17 protein-coding genes, 5 tRNA genes and 1 pseudogene are annotated in these 18811 nt (G+C 71.2%); 8 read left to right on the top strand and 15 right to left on the bottom strand.

Features of this window, described 5'->3' with window-relative positions:
* Nucleotides 1-19 precede the first annotated feature (19 nt).
* The gene (locus IG02_RS0127060) at nucleotides 20-517 is read left to right on the top strand and encodes a DUF3515 domain-containing protein (protein WP_030753493.1); all 498 of its coding nucleotides are present in this window, start codon (nucleotides 20-22) and stop codon (nucleotides 515-517) included.
* 235 nt (nucleotides 518-752) lie between these two features.
* Here the strand turns inward: IG02_RS0127060 and IG02_RS0127055 are convergent, their stop codons facing one another.
* The 3 genes from IG02_RS0127055 to IG02_RS0127045 form a co-directional block, all read right to left on the bottom strand.
* On the bottom strand, nucleotides 753-1925 hold the full coding sequence (locus IG02_RS0127055; RefSeq protein WP_030753491.1) for a D-alanine--D-alanine ligase family protein: 1173 nt from the start codon (nucleotides 1923-1925) through the stop codon (nucleotides 753-755).
* A 177-nt stretch (nucleotides 1926-2102) separates the two neighbouring features.
* Nucleotides 2103-3104 (bottom strand): NAD(P)H-dependent glycerol-3-phosphate dehydrogenase, encoded by a 1002-nt coding sequence (locus IG02_RS0127050; RefSeq protein ID WP_030753489.1) that lies wholly within the window; start codon nucleotides 3102-3104, stop codon nucleotides 2103-2105.
* Nucleotides 3101-3847 (bottom strand): lysophospholipid acyltransferase family protein, encoded by a 747-nt coding sequence (locus IG02_RS0127045; protein WP_030753487.1) that lies wholly within the window; start codon nucleotides 3845-3847, stop codon nucleotides 3101-3103. The genes IG02_RS0127050 and IG02_RS0127045 overlap by 4 nt, the downstream gene beginning before the upstream one ends.
* A gap of 225 nt (nucleotides 3848-4072) precedes the next feature.
* Here IG02_RS0127045 and cofC point away from each other — a divergent pair, with 225 nt between their 5' ends.
* Together cofC and IG02_RS0127035 are read left to right on the top strand one after the other, a co-directional pair.
* Nucleotides 4073-4717 carry a 2-phospho-L-lactate guanylyltransferase gene (gene cofC, locus IG02_RS0127040; protein ID WP_051765809.1) on the top strand — a complete coding sequence of 215 codons (645 nt, stop codon included), beginning with the start codon at nucleotides 4073-4075 and terminating at the stop codon, nucleotides 4715-4717.
* A 184-nt stretch (nucleotides 4718-4901) separates the two neighbouring features.
* Complete coding sequence (locus tag IG02_RS0127035; protein ID WP_030753483.1) at nucleotides 4902-5105, top strand: hypothetical protein; 204 nt, start codon at nucleotides 4902-4904, stop codon at nucleotides 5103-5105.
* Between the two features lie 231 nt (nucleotides 5106-5336).
* On the opposite strand, the gene IG02_RS0127030 is transcribed toward IG02_RS0127035, so the two are convergent.
* The 4 genes from IG02_RS0127030 to leuC all read right to left on the bottom strand — a co-directional run bounded on the left by IG02_RS0127030 (nucleotide 5337) and on the right by leuC (nucleotide 8503).
* Complete coding sequence (locus IG02_RS0127030; RefSeq protein WP_030753481.1) at nucleotides 5337-5978, bottom strand: HU family DNA-binding protein; 642 nt, start codon at nucleotides 5976-5978, stop codon at nucleotides 5337-5339.
* Between the two features lie 142 nt (nucleotides 5979-6120).
* The gene (locus tag IG02_RS0127025) at nucleotides 6121-6348 is read right to left on the bottom strand and encodes a hypothetical protein (protein ID WP_030753477.1); all 228 of its coding nucleotides are present in this window, start codon (nucleotides 6346-6348) and stop codon (nucleotides 6121-6123) included.
* 104 nt (nucleotides 6349-6452) lie between these two features.
* Nucleotides 6453-7061, bottom strand: coding sequence for a 3-isopropylmalate dehydratase small subunit (gene leuD, locus IG02_RS0127020; protein WP_030753474.1), 609 nt, complete (start codon nucleotides 7059-7061; stop codon nucleotides 6453-6455).
* 2 nt (nucleotides 7062-7063) lie between these two features.
* Nucleotides 7064-8503, bottom strand: coding sequence for a 3-isopropylmalate dehydratase large subunit (gene leuC, locus IG02_RS0127015; protein WP_030753469.1), 1440 nt, complete (start codon nucleotides 8501-8503; stop codon nucleotides 7064-7066).
* A 182-nt stretch (nucleotides 8504-8685) separates the two neighbouring features.
* On the opposite strand from leuC, the gene ndgR reads away from it, so the two are divergent.
* Nucleotides 8686-9402 (top strand): IclR family transcriptional regulator NdgR, encoded by a 717-nt coding sequence (gene ndgR, locus IG02_RS0127010; RefSeq protein WP_030753465.1) that lies wholly within the window; start codon nucleotides 8686-8688, stop codon nucleotides 9400-9402.
* A gap of 211 nt (nucleotides 9403-9613) precedes the next feature.
* Here the strand turns inward: ndgR and IG02_RS0127005 are convergent.
* From IG02_RS0127005 to IG02_RS42270, 8 genes are all read right to left on the bottom strand, one after another.
* Nucleotides 9614-9686: transfer RNA gene (locus IG02_RS0127005), tRNA-Glu, on the bottom strand.
* A 19-nt stretch (nucleotides 9687-9705) separates the two neighbouring features.
* A tRNA-Gln gene (locus IG02_RS0127000) sits at nucleotides 9706-9777 on the bottom strand.
* A 16-nt stretch (nucleotides 9778-9793) separates the two neighbouring features.
* A tRNA-Glu gene (locus IG02_RS0126995) sits at nucleotides 9794-9866 on the bottom strand.
* Between the two features lie 61 nt (nucleotides 9867-9927).
* A tRNA-Glu gene (locus IG02_RS0126990) sits at nucleotides 9928-10000 on the bottom strand.
* Between the two features lie 19 nt (nucleotides 10001-10019).
* Nucleotides 10020-10091: transfer RNA gene (locus IG02_RS0126985), tRNA-Gln, on the bottom strand.
* A 293-nt stretch (nucleotides 10092-10384) separates the two neighbouring features.
* On the bottom strand, nucleotides 10385-11857 hold the full coding sequence (gene gltX / locus IG02_RS0126980; RefSeq protein ID WP_078854865.1) for a glutamate--tRNA ligase: 1473 nt from the start codon (nucleotides 11855-11857) through the stop codon (nucleotides 10385-10387).
* Nucleotides 11850-12635 carry a fumarylacetoacetate hydrolase family protein gene (locus tag IG02_RS0126975; RefSeq protein ID WP_030753459.1) on the bottom strand — a complete coding sequence of 262 codons (786 nt, stop codon included), beginning with the start codon at nucleotides 12633-12635 and terminating at the stop codon, nucleotides 11850-11852. Before IG02_RS0126975 ends, gltX begins: the two co-directional genes overlap by 8 nt.
* 296 nt (nucleotides 12636-12931) lie before the next feature.
* The gene (locus IG02_RS42270; protein WP_199814094.1) at nucleotides 12932-13108 is read right to left on the bottom strand and encodes a hypothetical protein; all 177 of its coding nucleotides are present in this window, start codon (nucleotides 13106-13108) and stop codon (nucleotides 12932-12934) included.
* Nucleotides 13109-13684: 576 nt separating this feature from the next.
* Here IG02_RS42270 and IG02_RS0126965 point away from each other — a divergent pair.
* The 4 genes and pseudogenes from IG02_RS0126965 to IG02_RS41000 all read left to right on the top strand — a co-directional run.
* A complete protein-coding gene (locus IG02_RS0126965; RefSeq protein WP_030753458.1) occupies nucleotides 13685-17821 on the top strand; it encodes a nitrate- and nitrite sensing domain-containing protein in 4137 nt (1378 codons plus the stop codon).
* Nucleotides 17822-17830: 9 nt separating this feature from the next.
* Nucleotides 17831-18244 carry a roadblock/LC7 domain-containing protein gene (locus IG02_RS0126960; RefSeq protein ID WP_030753456.1) on the top strand — a complete coding sequence of 138 codons (414 nt, stop codon included), beginning with the start codon at nucleotides 17831-17833 and terminating at the stop codon, nucleotides 18242-18244.
* A 108-nt stretch (nucleotides 18245-18352) separates the two neighbouring features.
* Nucleotides 18353-18760 carry a DUF742 domain-containing protein gene (locus IG02_RS0126955; RefSeq protein WP_030753453.1) on the top strand — a complete coding sequence of 136 codons (408 nt, stop codon included), beginning with the start codon at nucleotides 18353-18355 and terminating at the stop codon, nucleotides 18758-18760.
* Nucleotides 18741-18811, top strand: a pseudogene (locus IG02_RS41000) (ATP-binding protein); the annotation flags it as partial. The gene IG02_RS0126955 and the pseudogene IG02_RS41000, both read left to right, overlap by 20 nt.

The raw sequence follows: 18811 nt of genomic DNA, 5'->3' as shown, positions 1-18811 counted from the left end.
CCCCGTCTAGGCTGGGCCGGTGACTTCCTCCCGCCGCCCGTCCCCGCGCAGGCTATCCGGCCGTCCGCTCCGCCGCCTGCCCGCCGTCGTCCTGTTCGTGGCCGTGGCGGGCTGTTCCTCCACGGACGCCTCGGCACCGGTGACGGTTCCCGGTCCGCCGGCCGGCGAGGCGGCCCTCTGCCGTGCCCTGCGCGAGGAACTGCCGGCGGAGATCGCGGGCCTGGAACGCGGCGACACCGACCCCGCGTCCGATCTGACCGCCCAATGGGGGGGCGGGGCGATCGTGCTGCGGTGCGGCGTTCCCCGGCCCGAGAGGATGAGTGACCCGCAGGCGGACGCGGTGGAGGCCGACGGCGTCAACTGGATGCTCGAAGAGCGGGAGTCGGGGCCGCGTTTCACCTCCACGTACCGCAAGACGTATGTGGAGGTGACGATGGACGAGCGGTTCACCCATGACTCCACACCGCTCGCGGCACTGGCGGCACCGGTCCGCGAGACCATCCCACCGAGCGTCTGACGAACCCGGGCCCGGCCGCGCTCGTACACACATGCTCGTACGGAAACGGAACGGCGCGGACCGACCCTGACGAGCCGCTGGGGACGGGCGAGTCCGGGCCACCGGCGGCTCCGCGGCATACGGCCGGTCCGTCAGCCGCGGCGCGGCCGGACGGCCCGTACGGATGATCCGGTGCCGGGCCCGGCACAGCCGCCGGGCCCGGCACCGATACCGCCCCGCACGCTTCCCGGACCGCTCAGCGCAGCCCCGTCGGCCGGCGCAACGCCGCCTGGATCAGCCGGTCCACCAGCTCCGGGTAGCTCACACCGCTCTCCTGCCACATCCGCGGATACATGGAGATCGGCGTGAACCCCGGCATGGTGTTGATCTCGTTGATGACGAACTCGCCTTCCTCGGTGAGGAAGAAGTCGGCCCGGACCAGCCCCTCGCAGGAGGCCGCGTCGAACGCCTCGACCGCGAGCCGCTGGACCTCGGCCGTCTGCGCCTCGGTGAGCGGCGCGGGCACCAGGCCGGCCGCCGAGTCGATGTACTTGGCCTCGAAGTCGTAGAAGTCATGGGCGGTGACGGGCGGGATCTCGGCCGGGAGGCTGGCCCGCGGCCCGTCCTCGAACTCCAGCACCCCGCACTCGATCTCCCGGCCGCGCAGCAGCGCCTCGATCACGATCTTGGGGTCGTGGCGCTGGGCCTCGGCGATCGCCTCGTCCAGGTCCGCGGGGCCGTCGACCTTGCTGATGCCCATGGACGAACCGGCGCGGGCGGGCTTCACGAACAGCGGCCAGCCGTGCTCGGCGGCGAAGTCGACGATCTTCTTGCGGGCGTCCGCTCCCTCCGCGCCCGCGGGACCCTGCTCCCACTCCCGCGGCCTGATCACCAGGTACGGGCCGACAGGCAGCCCGAAGGAGGTGAACACCCGCTTCATGTACTCCTTGTCCTGCCCGACGGCCGAGGCGAGGACGCCCGCGCCGACGTAGGGGATGCCGGAGAGCTCCAGCAGGCCCTGGAGGGTGCCGTCCTCACCGTACGGCCCGTGCAGCATGGGGAAGACGACATCGACGTCACCGAGCACCTTGGGCACCGAGCCGGGCTCGCTGTAGACGACCTCCCGGCTCCCGGGGTCGAGGGGCAGGAGGACCCCGCCCTCCGTGGACTCGGCGATCTGCTCGACGCTGGGCAGAGCGCGGTCCGCGATGGCCATCCGCCCGGGGTCGTCGGCGGTGAGCGCCCAGCGGCCGTCGGTGGTGATGCCGATCGGCAGGACGTCGTACTTCGTACGGTCGATGGCGCCGAGGACGGCACCCGCCGTGACCACCGAGATGGCGTGCTCGGAGCTGCGTCCGCCGAAGACGACGGCCACGCGCGGCTTGCGGAGCGGCTGCTCAGGGCTCTGGGAGGAGTTCTCGCTGCTCATATCGCGTTGAGGGTACCTGTTGGTAGGGCCCGCGTCAGCGTTGACGGCGCGGGGTGACCGCCGCGCGGGCAAACCGAGCACGGTCGACCGTCGACAGGGCCCGCGGCCGGAGGCCGCTGATGGGTACAGCAAGCGCCCCGGAGGCGAACCGAGCCCTAAAAAAGAGGGGGCGCCCCTTCAGCGGCGTTCGGGCTTGGCGCTGCGCGACATCAGTTCCCGCAGCGCGACCAGCGGGGGCTTCCCGCTGTGCACGATGTCCACCACGGTCTCCGTGATCGGCATGTCGACGTCATGGCGCCGCGCCAGATCCAGCACCGACTCACAGGACTTGACGCCCTCCGCGGTCTGCTTGGTGACCGCGATGGTCTCCTGGAGGGTCATGCCCCGGCCGAGGTTGGTGCCGAACGTGTGGTTGCGGGAGAGCGGCGAGGAGCAGGTGGCGATCAGGTCGCCCATGCCGGCCAGCCCGGAGAAGGTGTGCGGGTCGGCGCCCATGGCCAGGCCGAGCCGGGTGGTCTCGGCCAGGCCCCGGGTCATCAGCGACGCCTTGGTGTTGTCGCCGAGACCCATGCCGTCGGCGATGCCCACCGCGAGGCCGATCACGTTCTTGACCGCGCCGCCGAGTTCGCAGCCGATGACGTCGGTGTTGGTGTACGGGCGGTAGTACGGGGTGTGGCAGGCGGCCTGGAGCCGTCGCGCGACTTCCTCGTCCCGGCAGGCGACGACGGCCGCGGCCGGCATCCGCCCGGCGATCTCCTTGGCGAGGTTGGGGCCCGTGACCACGGCGACCCGCTCGGCGGGTGCCTTGGCGACCTCCTCGATCACCTCGCTCATCCGCTTGGCGGTGCCGAGTTCGACGCCCTTCATCAGCGAGACGAGCACGGTGTCGGAGGGCAGCACGGGCGCCCAGTCGGCGAGGTTCTCCCGCAGCGTCTGGGAGGGCACCGTGAGCACGGTGAACTCGGCGTCGCGGGCGGCCTCGGCCGGGTCGGCCGTCGCCCGTACCCCGTCGGGCAGTTCGAACCCGGGCAGGTAGTCCGGGTTGGTACGGGTGGTGTTGATGGCGTCGGCGACCTCCTGGCGGCGGCCCCAGACGGTCACCTCGCACCCCGCGTCGGCGAGGATCATGGCGAACGCCGTGCCCCACGAACCCGCTCCGAAGACGGCGACGCGCGTCACTTGGACCCCTCTTCCGCGGCCTTGCGCCGCTGTTCTGCCCGTACCTGGCGATGGTCGTACAGGGCGGTGGGCACCGGCTCGCCGCGCAGTTCGGCGAGCAGTTCGGTGATGGCCGCCATGATGACCTCGGTCGCCTCCCGCAGCAATTCGGGGGTGATCTCCCGGTCGTAGAAGCGGGAGAGGTCGACGGGCTTGCCGACGAGCACGCGGTGCGTCTTGCGCGGGAAGAGATCGGGCTTCTTCGCGTACGGCGGCAGGACGAGGTTGGCGCCCCACTGGGCGACGGGGATCACCGGGCACCGGGTCTGGAGGGCGACCCGGGCGACCCCGGTCTTCGCGGTCATGGGCCACAGGCCGGGGTCGCGGGTGAGGGTGCCCTCCGGGTAGAAGGCCACGCACTCGCCGCGCTCCACCGCGTCGATGGCGGCGCGGAACGCGCTCAGCGCGTCGCTGGTCTCGCGGTACACGGGGATCTGACCGGTGCCGCGCATCACGGCGCCGATGAATCCCTTGGTGAACAGGCCGTGCTTGGCGAGGAAGCGCGGGACGCGGCCGGTGTTGTACTGGAAGTGGGCATAGGCGAACGGGTCGAGATGGGAATTGTGGTTCACCGCGGTGATGAATCCGCCGTCGGCCGGGATGTTCTCCGCCCCTTGCCAGTCCCGCTTGAGCAGAACGAGCAATGGCGGTTTCGCGATGACCGCCGCCAGGCGATACCAGAAGCCGATCCTACGGCGGGACACTCGGACACCTTCCTCTTCTCGCCCGGCCCACTGCCCGGCTGCCGGGGGTCAAGTCTGGCCCCGGGCCCCTGCTCTGTCGAGAACACCGTACGCCTCGCTTTCCGGGCCGCCGCTGTGGGCCGGGAGCCCGCCGGGCCACAATGGGAGGCCGGCCACGCACGGACAAGAGAGACGACGAGAGACGGGGAGTTCGCCACGGACACCGACCCGACGGCCCGCTGGTCACTGGTCGTCCCTCTCAAGCCGCTGCCGCTGGCCAAGAGCAGACTCGCGGGGCCGGCGGGCGACGAGCTGCGTCCGCGCCTCGCCCTGGCCTTCGCGCAGGACACCGTGGCGGCGGCCCTGGCCTGCCCCGTCGTACGGGATGTGGTGGTCGTCACGGACGATCCGACGGCCGCGGTGGAACTCGCCGCGCTGGGGGCGCGTGTCGTGCCGGACGCTCCGGGCGCCGGTCTCAACGCGGCGCTGGCGCACGGCGCGCGGACCGTACGGGCGGCCCGGCCGGGGGCGGCGGTGGCCGCGCTCAACGCGGATCTTCCGGCGCTCCGCCCCGACGAGCTGGCGCGGGTACTGCGGGCCGCCCGGTCCTTTCCGCGGGCTTTTCTCACGGACGCCGCCGAAATCGGCACGACATTGCTCACCGCCGCCCCGGACGCGGAATTGAATCCGTCTTTCGGCGGCCCCTCCCGGCTCCGGCATTTGTCCTCCGGCGCCGTGGAAATCGCGCTGACCGGGGTGGATTCCGTACGGCGGGACGTCGATACGGGGAACGATCTGCTGGCGGCGGCGGAGCTGGGGCTCGGCCCCTACACCGCGGCGCGTTACGCGGAACTGGACGGCCTGGGCGCCCCTCGGCCGGGGGCCGCCTGAACCCGCCGGGCCGTCGGCGGAACGCTTCGGCCGGGCCGCGCGTCCGGTGTCCGGGGACCTCGTCGATGCGGCGGAGGCGCGACGGCGGTCCCGGCCGGGAGGCGCGTGCCCGGGGGCGTGGGGCGCCGCCGCCCGTGCCCAGTGCCCCTCCGGGCCGCTCGCGGGGAGGCGTTACGCTGCGACGATGCAGGCGACCTCGTACACCTTCGACGCCACCACCCGGACCGGCAGTGTGCTGCTCGACGACGGCACACCCGTGGAGTTCGACGCGGCGGCCTTCGACGCGGGCGGTCTGCGGCTGCTGCGGGTGGGCCAGCGGGTACGGATCGAGACGGAGGGCGAGGGCCCGTCCCTGCGGATCACGCTGGTGACGCTCCAGACTCTGTGACGCGTACGGCCGTGCGTACGGCCTCTCGTACGGTCTCGTACGGCGCGTGTGACGCGCAGGCCCCACACGCCCCACAGACCGCACCACACGCCCCACAGGCCGCGTTACGGGCCGTCGCACGGACCGACTGTCTCGACGGACCGACCGTCTCGACGGGCGCCCACAACGCCGCGGGCCGGGCTCCCCGAGGGGAGCCCGGCCCGGCGCGTTACGGCCGTGTGGCGTTCTGCCTCACTTCTTCCTTGCGGTGGTCTTCTTCGCGGTCGTCGTCCGCGCGGTCGCCTTTCGAGCGGGCGCCTTCTTGGCCGTCGCCTTCTTCGCCGGAGCGGTCTTCTTGGCGGTGGTCTTCTTCGCCGCGCCCGTGGTCTTCTTCGCGGCCGCCGCCTGCTTGGCGGTGGTCTTCTTGGCCCCCGCCGCCTTCTTGGCCGTGGTCTTCTTGGCCGCCGTGGCCTTCTTGGCGGTGGTCTTCTTGGCCGCCGTGGCCTTCTTCGCCGTCGCCTTCTTCGCCGCGGCCTTGGCGGTCGTACGGGTGGAAGCACCGCCCGAGAGGCTGCCCTTGGGCGCCTTCTTCACCGCGACGTCGTTCTTCGGGAGCTTCTTCGAGCCGCTGACCAGGTCCTTGAAGCCCTGGCCTGCGCGGAAGCGCGGCACCGAGGTCTTCTTGACCCTGACGCGCTCCCCTGTCTGCGGGTTGCGCGCGTACCGGGCGGGGCGGTCGACCTTCTCGAAGGAACCGAACCCGGTGACCGAGATCCGGTCGCCCGCGACCACCGCTCGGACGATCGCGTCGAGTACCGCGTCCACCGCGTCGGCGGCCTGCTGACGGCCGCCGACCTTGTCGGCAATCGCTTCTACGAGCTGTGCCTTGTTCACGTCTTCCCCTTCGGAGACATTGCCGGAACGAAAGTGTTCAAGCTTTTTCGCACGTTAGGCAGATATATACCGCAAATCAAACACGAAACGGGCTAATCACCCTAGTGCCGCAACGAAGTAGACCTGGCCGAGATCCGGCGGGTCAGTCACCTTCTGGAAATCGACCCTCGTCCAGGTCCTTCATCAAGCGGTCCAGCCGCCTTGCCGCGCCGGGCAGATCGTGTTTCGCCGCTGCCGTGATGACCAGCAGCTTTCGGGTCAGCGCGGCCCGCGCCTCGTCCGTGACGCGCAGACCGCGCACCCTCGCGTGCGCTTCTTTGAGTTGTTCCGCGACTAACCCGTAGAGCTCGAGTTGGTCGTCGCGGTCCATGCGCCGATTGTGCCATCTAGGGCGAGTTGTCGCCCGGCGGGGTCTCAACAAACAACTGCACCCCCCACCGGAAGGTGAGGGGTGCAGGAGGGGAAAGACGCAGATCAGGCAGTGATCGTACGCGGTTTGAAGGCCGGCCTGGTGGCCTCGTACGAGGCGATGTCGGCTTCGTTCTGGAGGGTGAGGCTGATGTCGTCGAGCCCGTTGAGCAGACGCCAACGGGAGTTCTCGTCAAGCTCAAAATCGGCCGTAAGTGCGGCCCCGTCGGGCGTGGTGGCCCGTACCTGGCGCCGCTCCAGGTCCACGGTGATCTCGGCCGTCGGGTCGCTCTCCGCGATCTCCCAGAGAGCGTCCACGACCGGCTGCTCCAGGACGACCGTCAGCAGGCCGTTCTTGAGGGAGTTGCCCCGGAAGATATCGGCGAACCGGGACGAGATGACGGCTTTGAAGCCGAAGTTCTGCAAAGCCCACACAGCGTGTTCACGGGAGGAGCCGGTACCGAAGTCCGGACCGGCCACCAGCACCGTGGCGCCCTGGTACGCGGGCTGGTTGAGGACGAAGGACGAGTCCTTGCGCCAGGCTTCGAAGAGGCCGTCCTCGAAACCGTCGCGGGTGACCTTCTTCAGCCAGTGGGCCGGGATGATCTGGTCCGTGTCGACGTTGCTGCGGCGCAGCGGGACGGCACGGCCGGTGTGGGTGGTGAAGGCTTCCATGGTTATCGCGCTCCAGCGGGCGTACGGGCACCGGCGTCGGCACCGGACAGATCGGCGGGCGAGGCCAGGTGGCCCAGCACGGCGGTGGCGGCGGCGACCTGGGGGGAGACCAGGTGCGTACGGCCGCCCTTGCCCTGCCTGCCCTCGAAGTTGCGGTTGGAGGTGGACGCGGAGCGCTCGCCGGGCGCGAGTTGGTCGGGGTTCATGCCCAGACACATCGAACAGCCGGCGTGCCGCCACTCGGCTCCCGCGGCGGTGAACACCTTGTCCAGTCCCTCCTCGACGGCCTGGAGGGCGACCCGTACCGAACCGGGAACGACCAGCATCCGTACCCCGTCGGCGACTTTGCGGCCGTCGAGGATCCCAGCGGCCGAGCGCAGGTCCTCGATGCGGCCGTTGGTGCACGAGCCTACGAAGACGGTGTCCACGGTGATGTCGCGCAGCGCCTGCCCCGCGGTCAACCCCATGTACTCCAGGGCCTTTTCGGCGGCGTACCGCTCCGAGGCGTCCTCGTACGAGGCCGGGTCGGGGACGCGCGCGGACAGCGGCGCGCCCTGGCCGGGGTTGGTGCCCCAGGTGACGAACGGGGCCAGTTCGGCGGCGTCGATGAAGACCTCGGCGTCGAAGACCGCGTCGTCGTCGGTGCGCAGCGTCTTCCAGTACGCGACCGCCGCGTCCCAGTCCGCACCGGTGGGGGCGTGGTCCCGGCCCTGGAGATAGGCGAAGGTGGTCTCGTCCGGGGCGATCATGCCCGCACGGGCGCCGGCCTCGATGGACATGTTGCAGATGGTCATCCGGGCCTCCATCGAGAGCTTCTCGATGGCGGAGCCGCGGTACTCGAGGATGTAGCCCTGACCGCCGCCGGTACCGATCTTGGCGATCACGGCGAGGATCAGGTCCTTGGCGGTGACGTCGTCGGCCGGCTCGCCCTCGATGGTGATGGCCATGGTCCTGGGGCGGCTCATCGGCAGCGTCTGGGTGGCCAGGACGTGCTCGACCTGGCTGGTCCCGATGCCGAACGCCAGCGCGCCGAACGCGCCGTGGGTGGAGGTGTGACTGTCACCGCAGACCACGGTCGTGCCGGGCTGGGTCAGGCCCAGCTGCGGGCCGACGACATGGACGACGCCCTGCTCGACATCGCCCAGCGGGTGCAGCCGGACGCCGAAGTCCGCGCAGTTCTTGCGCAGCGTCTCCAGCTGGACGCGGGAGACGGGGTCCGCGATGGGCTTGTCGATGTCGAGGGTGGGGGTGTTGTGGTCCTCGGTGGCGAGGGTGAGGTCGGTCCGCCGGACCCGCCGCCCGTTCTTGCGCAGGCCGTCGAAGGCCTGGGGGCTGGTCACCTCGTGCAGCAGGTGCAGATCGATGAAGAGGAGGTCGGGCTCGCCCTCTGCGCGCCGGACGACATGGTCGTCCCAGACCTTCTCCGCGAGTGTCCTACCCATCGCTTTCCCTCCGACCGGCCTGGTGCGGCCGGCGCTCCTAGAGACATGTGGGCCCGCGTCCGTATCCCCCGCGCCGGACGCCGGCCGAAGACCCGTTGGTCCGCGGGCTCGTACCTACAGGTTGGCAAGTTCCCGGCGATATTGAACTTGCGTTTCACAGAGTGAGACGCGAGTATCGTTTCATGGACAACTCTAGCGGCGTCGGCGTTCTCGACAAGGCTGCTCTGGTATTGAGCGCCCTGGAGTCCGGTCCGGCCACCCTCGCCGGGCTGGTCGCGGCGACCGGGCTCGCACGACCCACGGCCCACCGTCTGGCCGTGGCACTGGAACACCACCGGATGGTGGCGAGGGACATGCAGGGCCGGTTCATCCTCGGTCCGCGGCTGGCCGAGCTGGCCGCCGCGGCCGGCGAGGACCGCCTGCTGGCCACGGCCGGACCCGTACTCACCCACCTCCGGGACCTGACCGGCGAGAGCGCGCAGCTCTACCGCCGCCAGGGCGACATGCGGATATGTGTGGCCGCGGCGGAGCGGCTCTCCGGGCTGCGGGACACGGTCCCGGTCGGCTCCACTCTGACCATGAAGGCGGGCTCCTCGGCCCAGATCCTGATGGCCTGGGAGGAGCCGGAGCGGCTGCACCGCGGCCTCCAGGGCGCGCGCTTCACGGCGACGGCGCTCTCGGGCGTACGGCGCAGGGGCTGGGCCCAGTCGATCGGCGAGCGCGAGCCGGGAGTGGCCTCGGTCTCGGCGCCGGTGCGCGGGCCCTCGAACCGGGTGGTCGCGGCCGTCTCGGTATCCGGACCGATCGAACGGCTCACGCGCCATCCGGGCCGGATGCACGCGCAGGCCGTGATAGACGCGGCGGGGCGGCTCAGCGAGGCCCTGCGCCGCGCGGGCTGAGATCCCCGCTCCCCCACTCCCCCGTCGGCACCACCGGCAGGCCGCTCCAGCGTCGCAGCGGTCCGGCCGGTACGAAGAGGTCCGGGGCCGGTACGAGAAACACCGGATGATCGGCCGACGAGCCGTATCAGGCGGCTGAGCCGCGTGACGCCGTCCCGCGCACGGCGATGAGGCCCCTCCCGACCGGGAGGGGCCTCATCGTTTCTCCATGTACCCCCGACCGGATTCGAACCGGCGCTACCGCCTTGAGAGGGCGGCGTGCTAGGCCGCTACACAACGGGGGCTCCGCAGAGGGAATCTGCGCTGGGCTACCAGGACTCGAACCTAGACTAAATGAACCAGAATCACTCGTGCTGCCAATTACACCATAGCCCATGGTGGTTCAGACCAGTACCCCCGACCGGATTCGAACCGGCGCTACCGCCTTGAGAGGGCGGCGTGCTAGGCCGCTACACAACGGGGGCCCTAGCGATCCTGCATCGACGCATCCGGGAGCGACCCGAAGACATCGGAGAGAAGGATCTGTACCCCCGACCGGATTCGAACCGGCGCTACTGCCGTGAGAGGGCAGCGTGCTAGGCCGCTACACAACGGGGGCTCCGCAGAGAGAATCTGCGCTGGGCTACCAGGACTCGAACCTAGACTAACTGAACCAGAATCAGTCGTGCTGCCAATTACACCATAGCCCACCAAAACTCAACCCCCGGTGGGGGGTTTTGTTTGGTTTGCGCTACCCGCCGGGCCCTTCGGCCCTCTCGGGCGGCGCAGGAAGAACATTACCCGATCGCGGACACCGCTCCAAAACGGGTATCCGCGTGGTCAGGGCGCGCCGGTGCCGGCCGCCCCGGCCCCGTACCGTCGTACGCCCGGCCGGGCGCCGAGGACCGCCGTAGGCGCATACGTGCCCCGGGACGCCGAAGGGCGGCCGCCGGGTCGCGGTGGCCGCCCTCGGGCACGTCAGTGGGGCACGCGCGGGCGATGCTCAGCCCGCGAGCTTCGCGAGCGCGGCGTCGATCCGGGCCAGTGCGCGCTCGCGGCCCAGGACTTCCAGGGACTCGAAGAGCGGCAGGCCGACCGTGCGGCCCGTGGTGGCGACGCGGACCGGGGCCTGGGCCTTGCCCAGCTTCAGGCCGTGCTCCTCGCCGGCCGCGAGGACCGCGTTCTTGAGGGGCTCCGCCGCCCACTCCGCCTCGGCGAGCTTCGCGCGGGCGGTGGCCAGCAGGGCGTCCGCGCCCGGCTTCATGGCCTTCGCCCAGGACGCCTCGTCCGCCACCGGCTCGTCGAGGAAGAGGAAGTCGACGTTGGCGGTGATGTCCGACAGGACGGTCAGCCGGGTCTGGGCCAGCGGGGCCAGGGCCTCGAAGGCCGCCGGGTCGAAGGCCTCCGGGGCCCAGGGCGCGTGCGGGGCCTTCAGCCAGGGCCCGCACGCCTCGATGAACGTCTTCACGTCCAGCCTGCGGATGTGGTCGGCGTTGATCGCTTCGGCCTTCTTCAGGTCGAAGCGCGCCGGGTTCGCGTTCACGTCGGCGATGTCGAAGGCGGCGACCATCTCCGGTACGGAGAAGACGTCGCGGTCGGCGGCGAGCGACCAGCCGAGCAGCGAGAGGTAGTTGAGCAGGCCCTCGGGCAGGAACCCGCGCTCGCGGTAGAGGTTGAGGGACGACTGCGGGTCGCGCTTGGAGAGCTTCTTGTTGCCCTCGCCCATCACGTACGGCAGGTGGCCGAAGGCCGGCACGTCCTTGGCCAGGCCCAGCTCGATCAGCGCCTTGTACAGCGCGATCTGGCGCGGGGTGGAGGAGAGCAGGTCCTCGCCGCGCAGGACGTGGGTGATCTCCATCAGGGCGTCGTCGACGGGGTTGACGAGCGTGTAGAGAGGGGCGCCGTTGGCGCGGACGATGCCGTAGTCCGTGACGTTCTCCGGCGCGAACGTGAGCTCGCCGCGGACGAGGTCGGTGAAGGTGATCGGCTCGTCGGGCATCCGGAAGCGCACGATGGACGCCCGTCCCTCGACCTCGTACGCGTCCTTCTGCTCGGCGGTGAGGTCCCGGCAGTGGCCGTCGTAGCCGGAGGGCCGGCCGGCCGCGCGGGCGGCCTCGCGGCGGGCGTCCAGCTCCTCGGTGGAGCAGTAGCAGTGGTACGCGTGCCCGGCCGCCAGCAGCTTGGCGGCGGTGTCGCGGTAGACGTCCATCCGCTGGGACTGGCGGTACGGCGCGTGCGGGCCGCCCACCTCCGGGCCCTCGTCCCAGTCGAGCCCGAGCCAGCGCATCGCGTCGAGCAGCTGCTCGTACGACTCCTCCGAGTCGCGCGCCGCGTCGGTGTCCTCGATGCGGAAGACCATGGTGCCGCCGCTGTGGCGGGCGAACGCCCAGTTGAACAGGGCGGTGCGGACCAGGCCCACATGGGGGTTGCCGGTCGGGGAGGGACAGAAACGAACACGCACGGGTGCGTTAGCCACGCTTGATCACCTTGTTGGTGAGAGTGCCGATGCCTTCGATGGTGACGGCGACCTCGTCGCCGACGGTGAGCGGGCCGACCCCCGCGGGGGTGCCCGTGAGGATGACGTCGCCCGGGAGCAGCGTCATGGCCTCGGTGATGTGGACGACCAGGTCCTCGATCGAGCGGATCATCTCGCTCGTCCGGCCGAGCTGGCGCTGTTCCCCGTTGACCGTGCACTGGATCGCGAGGTCGGAGGGGTCGAGGTCGGTCTCCACCCAGGGGCCGAGCGGGCAGGAGGTGTCGAAGCCCTTGGCGCGGCTCCACTGCTTCTCGCGGCGCTGCGCGTCGCGGGCGGTGACGTCGTTGGCGCAGGTGTAGCCGAGGATCACGTCCCGGACGCGCTCGCGCGGGACCTCCCGGCACATCCGGCCGATGACGACGGCCAGTTCGGCCTCGTAGTGCACCTCGGTCGAGAAGGAGGGGTACTCGATCGCGTCGCCCGAGCCGATCACCGAGGTGGTCGGCTTGAGGAAGGCGACCGGGACCTCGGGGACCTCGTTGCCGAGTTCCGCCGCGTGCTCCGCGTAGTTGCGGCCGATGCCGACGACCTTGTTGGGCAGCACGGGCGGCAGGAGCCTGACCTTGCTCAGCGGGACCTTGGTGCCCGACAGTTCGAAGTCGGCGTACGGAATGCCCTTGATGATGTCGAGGACGAGGCCGGCGGGGTCGCCGGTGCCTTCGCCCTCGACCGCGCCGAAGGCGACATTGCCGTCGATGGAGAATCTGGCGATGCGCACGGGATGCTGTCGCCCCTCACTTGCTCGCTGGTCTGGAGACTGACGCTCCAGGCTAACGCGATGTGAAGGGGCGGCCCGGCGTCTCAGGGCCCGGCGTCTCAGGGGCCCCTTGCCCCCGGGTGACGGACACGGCCGGAGGCGCGCGCCGGGGGGACACGGGACGCACGGCAGGCGCGTGACCGGCGCCCGGCGCTCGCGCGGACGCCGCACTCGCGCGGACGCGGCGTCCGTGCGCGGTGAACGCCGGCCGTCCGGCGCGCGTACTCGAGGGGGACCGGTCGCGGCCGGCCGGGAACCTATCGGTCGGCCGGGACGTCCATCAGGATCGTACGGCGAGGGTTGGCGGTCCGGTTCGGCAGCGCGACGGAGTGCTCCGGACGCTCCGCGGACAGCAGGGCCTCGGTGTCCTTGAGGTGCGCCAGCGTGGTGCGGCGCGGATTGGCGGTGCTGCGGAACGTCATCGTCGTCTTCATCTGTGGCGTCAGACCTTGTCGCGTGTGAGGGCGCCCGGGGCGCTGCTTGTCGGATGTGCCATCCCTGTAAAGCGTCAGGCTAAACATCCAATTCCCCACGAACGCCGGGAACTTTCCGCGATCTCTCTGTGAGTTTGCTCACCAATCGTCCGGCATTTCGGCCATAGCGGACGCGGGCGGGTGATCACGGAAACGGACATTGCATAACCGAACGAGGCATTCCGCTGTCGATCATGCGGACTGGGACACCCCTCACCCCCGCGGGTCTCGTCAATAAAAGTCCGATTCCTCCGCGAACACTTTCTACGGCTCGTGACGCGGCGCTCACACGCTGTCATTCAGGTGACAGTCCCACCTGCGGCCCTTGTTGGAGATCCGCCACTGTGCTGGAATTCCCACCACCGCCGCGGGTTTGAACAGCCGGCGCGAGGGCGCGACGCAGCGCCGAGTGGCGGTGGAGAAGGGGAGCAGCGCCGGTCACTCACGACCACCATGGGGAGCTTCTCGGCGCCCCACAAAGCCGACACCGCCCCTCCGCCACGCGGAGGGGCGCCTGGTCCAGAGGTTGCGACACTAGTGCAGGGACGTTTCAAGAGGGATGGCAGTGCTGCGGCGGAGCAGGAGCCCCGCGGCGGGTCCGATCGCGGCTCCTCGCCCCAGCACACCCCGAACCCGGGTACGGCGCCCTCCGGGCCGTCGGCTCCCTCGGGCGAGAGCGGCGGCCGCGGCACGCGTCCCGGCGCGGGCCCCGGTGGCGGCAAGCCCTCGGTGGCGCCCAAGTCCGCCCCGCAGCCGGCACCGGAGACCATCACGACCGGCGACCCCGGCTCCCGGATAGCGCTGCGCAACTGGCGCATCAGCACCCGCCTCGTGGCGCTGCTCACCCTGCCGGTCGTCGCGGCGACCACGCTGGGCGGTCTGCGGATCAACCAGTCGCTCGACGACATCCAGCAGCTGGAGCACATGCAGCTGCTGACGAAGCTGACCAAGGAGGCGACCGACCTCTCCATCGCGCTCCAGGCGGAGCGCGACGAGTCGGCCGGCCCGCTGCGCAACGGCGCGGACGCCGACGACTTCAAGGTGGGCGACCGCCGCACGAAGACCGACCGGGCGAAGCTGGCGTTCCTCGACGCCACGCGGCAGATCGGCAACACGGACAACGATCAGGCGCTGGAGAGCATCCGCGCCAACGCCAACCAGATCGCCACCCAGGTCAACAAGATCAACGAGATCCGCCGGGACGCGTACACCAACGCCGAGGCGAACTCGCTGACGGTCGACGCCTACAGCCAGCTGATCGAGTCGCTGCTGAGCCTCTCGCAGGACATGGCGCAGGCGACCAGCAACCCGGACATGATCAAGCGGACCCGCGCGCTGGCCGCGTTCTCCTCCGCCAAGGAGTACGCCTCCATCCAGCGGGCGATCATCGCCGCCTCGCTGCCGGCCACGCCCTCGAAGAAGGGCGACCTCACCGAGAACGACCGGCTCTACGGTCTGGCCGCGGCCAGCAAGGAGAAGAACGCCCTCACCTCCTTCACCCAGCTGTACGAGTCGATGGGCGGCGACGCCGAGGAGCTGATGGCTCCGCTCAACGGCCAGGGCAACCCCGAGATCCAGGCGTCCGAGAAGTACGCCGACCGGGTGCTCGACCGGCAGGACGGCCTCGCGAACCAGCCCAACCGCTCGTACCTGGACTGGACCGACCAGGCGTCCACGCGGATCAACGCGATGAAGACCATCGAGGCCACGCTGCTGGGCGAGATGGAGAGCAAGGCCCGTGAGCTGCGCTCCGAGTCGCAGCAAGAGGCGATCTTCAACGCGGCGCTGATCGTCGTCGTCCTCGGGGTCTCGCTCGTCGGCGCCTTCGTGGTGGCCCGGTCCATGATCCGCTCGCTGCGCCGGCTCCAGGACACGGCGACGAAGGTCGCCCAGGACCGGCTGCCCGAGCTGGTCAAGCAGCTCTCCGAGGCGGACCCGCAGGACGTCGACACCTCCGTCGAATCGGTCGGTGTGCACTCCCGGGACGAGATCGGTCAGGTCGCCACGGCCTTCGACGACGTGCACCGCGAGGCGGTCCGGCTGGCCGCCGAACAGGCGCTGCTGCGGGGCAACGTCAACGCGATGTTCACCAACCTCTCGCGTCGCAGCCAGGGCCTGATCCAGCGTCAGCTGTCGCTGATCTCCGAGCTGGAGTCGCGCGAGGCCGACCCGGACCAGCTCTCCTCGCTGTTCAAGCTGGACCACCTCGCCACGCGTATGCGGCGTAACGGTGAGAACCTGCTGGTCCTCGCCGGTGAGGAGCCCGGCCGCCGGTGGACCCGTCCGGTGCCGCTGGTCGACGTGCTCCGTGCCGCCGCCTCCGAGGTGGAGCAGTACGAGCGCATCGAACTGGCCTCCGTGCCCACCACCGAGGTCGCCGGCCGCGTCGTCAACGACCTCGTGCACCTCCTCGCCGAGCTGCTGGAGAACGCGACGTCGTTCTCGTCGCCGCAGACGAAGGTCCGCGTCACCGGTCACGCCCTGCCCGACGGACGGGTGCTCGTCGAGATCCACGACACCGGTATCGGCCTGTCGCCCGAGGACCTCGCGGCGATCAACGAGCGCCTCGCCTCGCCGCCGACCGTGGACGTCTCGGTCTCGCGCCGCATGGGTCTGTTCGTGGTCGGCCGGCTGTCCCTGCGGCACGGCATCCGGATCCAGCTGCGCCCCTCCGACTCCGGCGGCACGACCGCGCTGGTCATGCTGCCGGTCGATGTCGCGCACGGGAACAAGAAGAGCCCGCTGGGCCGGCCCGGGGGCCAGGGCGGTCCCGGCGGCCAGGGAGCCGGGACCGGTGCCGGTGCCGCCCAGGGGCCCCGCCCCGGTGCCGACGGGCCGTCCGCCGCGCCCGGCGGCCAGCTCGGCGGCGCCCCGCAGCGCGGACAGGTGGGTGCCGGCGCGGGCCCGCGGGTCGCGCTGCCGCCCCGCGACGGCGCTCCGGGCGGTGGCCAGGGACGGCCGCGGCAGGGCCAGGACTCGGGTCGCTCCGACTTCTTCAGCCAGAACGCCTTCGGTCCCTCCTCGCAGGGACAGGGCGGCGGCTGGGGCGGCCAGCACGGACCGGGGCAGTCCGGTCCCGGCCGGCAGGGCCCGGGCCATGACGACCGTACCGCCGGCACCGGCCAGGCGGGCCGCCCCGGGGACCGGAACGCCTTCCAGCCGGGCGACGCGCCCGACCGCGGCCGGCAGCTCCCGCCGCCCGGCGGACCGCGGGCCGAACTGCCCGGCGGCACGCCGCAGCCACGCGCCCAGGACGCCGGCTGGGGCAACGACCGGAACTCCCCCTTCCAGCGCCCCTCGGTGGACGCCCCGCGCGGCCACGAGGAGCACGACGCCACCGGCCGGTTCCCGCAGGCGGACGACCGCCAGGGCCCCGGCGCCACGGCTGAGTTCCCCCGCCCCGACTTCCAGGGGCCCCGGCCCGGCGCGGACCAGCCCCGCGGCGACCAGGACCCGGCCGCCACCGCCCAGTTCCCGCGGCCCGACTTCAACGCCCCCGCGCCGACCGGTTATCAGGGCGGCGGCTACCAGGCGGACCAGGGCGACCAGGGCAACCGGCTGGGATACGGCGACCGCCAGGGATACGGCGACCGTTCCGACGGCCGTGCCCAGCAGGACTACGACGCCCCCCGCCGGGACATGACCGCCGGGCAGCAGGGTTTCAGCGCCCCGCGGCCCCCGGCGCCCGCCCCGGTGCCCGGCTCCGAGGGCGGTTACCGGCCACCGAGCCTGCCGCCGCAGCCGCAGCCCGAGGCGCTGCCGCCGGCCGCCGGGCCGGGGGACGGCCGTACGCCCCTGTACGACACGCTGGAGACCAACTGGTTCCACGGGTCGCGGCAGGAGGAGGCCCCGCGGCCGCCGGAGACGACGGCGTACGACCAGGGCCGGGGCCAGGACACGGGCCAGGACCGGGATCAGGGCCGGCACGGCGGCTCCGACCTGCCGCCCATGCCGCGCCGCGAGCCCGGCGCGTCGGGCACCCAGGGCTCTTCCCCGACCGACCGCACGGGCGGTGGCGCGAACGGCTCGGGAAGCTACGGCTCGGGTGACACCGGAAGCTTCGCCTCGGGCGGCACGAACGGCACGGGCAGCTTCGGCACAGGTGACACGGGAAGCTTCGGCCCGGGCGGCACGAACCGCTCCGGCGGCTTCGGCTCCCGCGACACCTCCACCGACAGCTTCGGCGTCGCGAGTTCCATCAGCTCCACCGGCCCCGCCGGTTCGCCGGGTTCCTCCGGTACGCCGCGCGGCGGTTTCGGTACGAACGGCTCGGGCCGCAACGGCTTCGGCGACGGGCCGGGGACGGGCGGCCAGGGGACCAACGGCTCGGGCATCAGCACCCCGGGTGCCCAGGGCGTCGGCGCCAACTCCTCCTGGCGCACGTCGCCCAACGACGAGCTGGTGCGCCAGGCCGAGCGGGCCAAGAAGCCCCAGTCGGGCGGAATCACCACCTCCGGCCTGCCCCGCCGCGTTCCGCGTGCCAATCTGGTACCCGGCACCGCCCAGGAGCAGAACAATCAGACGGCCGGTCCGCAGGTCTCGCGTGCGCCCGCTGACGTACGCGGCCGGCTGACCAACCTCCGTCGGGGTATCCAGCAGGGGCGTCAGGCGGGCAACACCGGCCCGACGAACAATGGCTTCAACCTCGGCAACTCTCACCAGCAGGAGCGTTAGTTGAGTCCGATGAGTCAGGCCGCGCAGAATCTGAACTGGTTGATCACCAATTTCGTGGACAACACCCCCGGGGTGTCGCACACGGTGGTGGTCTCCGCGGACGGACTGCTCCTGGCCATGTCCGAGGGCTTCCCCCGCGACCGTGCCGACCAGCTCGCGGCCGTGGCGTCCGGTCTGACCTCGCTGACCGCGGGGGCGTCCCGGATATTCGAAGGCGGCCCGGTCAACCAGACGGTGGTGGAGATGGAGCGCGGCTTCCTCTTCATCATGTCCGTCTCCGACGGTTCGTCGCTGGCCGTGCTCGCACACCCCGAGTGCGACATCGGCCTCGTGGGGTACGAAATGGCCCTCCTGGTCGACCGCGCCGGTACGGTACTCACCCCGGACCTGCGCGCCGAGCTCCAGGGAAGTCTGCTGCACTGAGGCCTCGAAGGAACGACCCCAGCTCATCAACCGTCAGGCCGCCCACCGGCCCCCCACCGGCCCAGTCAGACGGCACGCAGACATCTTGCTGTCACGCCCGGAGGATTCATGACCCCGCCACCCGCCCCTCACGATCCGTACGGCGCCTCGATCGACGCGTCGTACGGAGCTGAGGGCGACCAGCCGCTGGTCCGCCCGTACGCCATGACCGGCGGCCGGACCCGGCCGCGCTACCAGCTCGCCATCGAGGCGCTGGTCAGCACGACCGCCGACCCCGCGCATCTCGCCACCCTGCTCCCCGAGCACCAGCGGATCTGCCACCTGTGCCGGGAGGTCAAGTCCGTGGCGGAGGTGTCGGCCCTGCTGACGATGCCGCTCGGGGTGGCGCGCATTCTCGTGGCCGACCTGGCGGAAGCGGGCATGGTGGCCATTCATCAGCCAGGCAACGGAGACGCCGGCGGTACGCCGGATGTGACACTGCTCGAAAGGGTGCTCAGTGGACTTCGCAAGCTCTAGCGGCGGTGCGGGCCGATCTACCACCAGCGCGAAGATCGTGGTGGCGGGCGG

This window comes from Streptomyces sp. NRRL F-5135 (genome assembly GCF_000719775.1).
In the GTDB taxonomy this organism is placed as follows: Bacteria; Actinomycetota; Actinomycetes; order Streptomycetales; family Streptomycetaceae; genus Streptomyces; species Streptomyces hebeiensis.
Note: the sequence above shows the minus strand (reverse complement) of the source record. Positions and strands in the feature narration are given on the sequence as shown.